The organism is Leptothoe sp. LEGE 181152 (assembly GCF_032906605.1).
GTDB classification, from domain to species: domain Bacteria; phylum Cyanobacteriota; class Cyanobacteriia; order Phormidesmidales; family Phormidesmidaceae; genus Leptothoe; species Leptothoe turfae.
On record NZ_JASATU010000059.1, the window covers coordinates 1 to 2962 of the forward strand.

Consider the following 2962-nt stretch of genomic DNA (forward strand, 5'->3'; position numbering starts at 1 on the left):
CCGACGGTTTTTCCATAATGCACCTTATGCAACTTGCTTTCGGAATGTAGAGCCACTTGTTTGAGGTCTCTGTTTATTTATAGGATATCTGAAAGGAAAGCGTAAGAATGCTTATCTTGTCCGTTTCCTATGTTGTTTTTGTCTAATTTTGTCTTCTCTTGAAACCTTGGACCAAGTCGTTAATTCTTGATGTTTTGATTCAGAAATAACAATCCGATAGGTCCTGCTGTGACTTTTCTGTGCCTGCAGCATACCGGTTTCAAGCCAGTAATAAACGACATGAGTAGACACGTCATAGCGCTGAGCGACCTGTTTAACCGTCAGTTCACCTGGCTGATGGGTCGGGCAAGCAGGGATGTCGTGTTTGTGTCGTACCCACTTGATCATACTTGCTGTAAATGGTCGTCCAGAGGAACTTTTGATGTCTAGTTGGTTGAGGGTATCGGCAATTTTTATATCGTGATGTGTTTTGGCTAAGTCCCTAATTTTGTGGATAGTCTCATCTGAGTAACGGACTTTATCGGGTTGTTTTAAGGGGATGGGAATGGTTAATGACTCGTGCTTACCCCCTTTCCATCGAATATGCAGGCTAAGTTGTCGAGACTGTTCAAGTCTTTCTACGGTAATATCTTCAATCAGTAATCGAATAATCTGCTTCTTTTGTTTGGTTGGGGTGTGTTCTGCATTCCAGAGATGAGGTAAATGTTGTGCCAGTCTGAAGAGTTCTTCCTTGTCAGCTTCACCCATCTGATTGAGGGGATGCGTTTGACGTTGCTGCGTGAGCGTATCTTGAGTTTGCTGCACTTTTAGCAAGGTTTGCTCCCACCGTTTCTCTAGTGTGGCAGCCACTAAGCGATTGGCGGGGTCCACCTCTTCAAATCGTCGTTCCGCAATTTGGGCCTCATACTCCGCTCTGGCCAAGGCTAATTCCCATTGTTTGTCCAATTTGGCATAGTGGGCTTTGAGTTTATCAACCGAAAGTAACGCAATCTCAAGTTGTTGAGGTTCAAGGGCTGCGAACATCAAGGGAATGATGGCATTATCGACGATATCAGTACGAGTGTTGAGACAGGAGCGACCTGTTAATCCTTCTTTCTTGCGCCAGTTACACTCGTACTGTGGCCAAATTCCACCATTACCAGTGTAGCGAACTGAGAGCCTGCGCCCACATTTGCTACAGATAAGGAGTCCATGGAGAAGAGCTTTCCCTTCTCTAGCTGCACTGGTCACGACAGTCCCGGTTCCGTTGGTCTGGTTGCTACGCAAGATGTCTTGGTTTTGAAGATAGGTTTGCCAGCTAATATATGAGGGGTGATGATCCTGAATGAGCACCTCCCATTGATCTCTAGGTTGTAGCTTGATCCGTGAGGTGAATGTGCCATTGGTCGATAGAGATTTCTCTGTTTTGTAACGTCCATAGACATAGGCACCTGCATAGGTTGGATTCTTGAGTAGGGTCACGGTTCGTCCATAGGTGAGCTTCCCCCAAATAATTTTTCCATTCCACACCCCACCATAGGCTCGTTTTGGAAAGTTAATCTGGTGCTCGCCAAAGTATCGAGTAACCCCGTAAGCACTCCGTTTATGAGCAAACACTTGAAAGAATAATTCAATGATCTCACGGATTTGCTCATCGTGGTCAAAGATGGTGTTGTCAAAATCATCGTAACAATAACCAATCGGTAAGGGGACTCGTAATTCTCCCTTCTTAGCCTTGTTCTGCTTCCCTCCCTGCAGCCGAGAGCGGATAAGATGAAGCTCTGCTTGAGACATTGTTCCTTTGAGCCCTAGCAACAATTGATCATTGAAATCACTCGGAACATAGCACCCATCTTCATCAATGATGAGGACACCTGAGAAGGCACACAGCTCGATTAACCGAGTCCAGTCAGCGGACGAGCGTGAAAGTCTAGAGGCTTCCAAGGCTAAAATGGCACCGACTTTTCCCATCGATACCTCCGATACTAACAGCTGGAAATCTTTTCGAGTTACACTTTGGGTTCCTGATAGGCCTAAATCCCCATCGAGTACTTCGATAAGCGGCTCTGACCAGCCCAGAGCCAGAGCTCGATCTTTTAAGGCATATTGCCGTTCAGTACTCTCTCGATTCAGACGTACCTGGCCCATGGTTGATTGACGCAGATAGACATAGGCCTTGCGGTTCAGGTGAACAGGTTGGATTTTCGGATGGTTCATTCTTCTCTCCTTGAGTGCGCAGGAGAACCTCGACATGGATGAGAAGTATCTCAGCAATAATTTCACTGACTGAGGGAATGAAGTCCGCATTAGAAGGCAGTCTATCCATTATTGTCATGCTCCCCTTTGAGACTGATTGGGCTAACGCCGCTTTTGGCTGAACGGGCTTAGCCTCTCTCATCTCAGAACCATTGGGATACCAATTGCCGTAGTTAGTGGGATAATGGCTCACCAGAACAGGTAATCAATCAAATGGCTCTTTGAACCGGGGATAACAACACCCTATGTCAGGGAAATATCTCACGTTTGAGACGGTATCCCTACCTTGGTGGGTACTGGCGTACAGGTCGGTTTGTACCTGATGCCAGAGGCAAGTCTTTCTAACCTCTTCCAGCCTTTAAAGTCTCCTGTCTAATTGAATGAGATAATTCACGTGCGGCCACATGGAACGTATGTTCAGACAAGTGGTTACTGCTGTTGATGTTCAGTTTCAAGCCGTTGCAATGTGCTCAGCAGTTCTGGAAATAAATCCGGGGCAAGACGAAGCTCAGAGTGATAATCCATCGGTCGTATGCGGTCGGTCCAGGATAGGGGAATCGCAAATGTCCCACTGATTCCTCCTTTAACCAAGACGGTCTCTTGGTTTGAGACCCTACGAGTTTTCAGAACTTCAAAGGTTTGACCCGAGTAGGGATGAAATGGATGGGTAATGGTGACACATCCCAAATCCAGGTTGAGATGATGTGCAGTTCGATCTAATCGTGCC

General features: G+C 46.4%; 2 protein-coding genes. Both read right to left on the minus strand.

The genetic code is table 11. The annotated features are described in order from the left end of the window. Nucleotides 1–111 precede the first annotated feature (111 nt). Nucleotides 112–2196 (minus strand): recombinase family protein, encoded by a 2085-nt coding sequence (locus tag QGP82_RS27445; protein WP_499061604.1) that lies wholly within the window; start codon nucleotides 2194–2196, stop codon nucleotides 112–114. Between the two features lie 468 nt (nucleotides 2197–2664). Next, nucleotides 2665–2962: DUF5372 family protein (locus QGP82_RS27450; protein ID WP_499061605.1), on the minus strand; the 298-nt coding region annotated here is incomplete at its 5' end.

What these genes read in the sequence shown, in the direction of transcription:
- QGP82_RS27445 (WP_499061604.1), bottom strand. Translation starts at nt 2,196, where the DNA reads ATGAACCATCCGAAAATCCAACCTGTTCACCTGAACCGCAAGGCCTAT.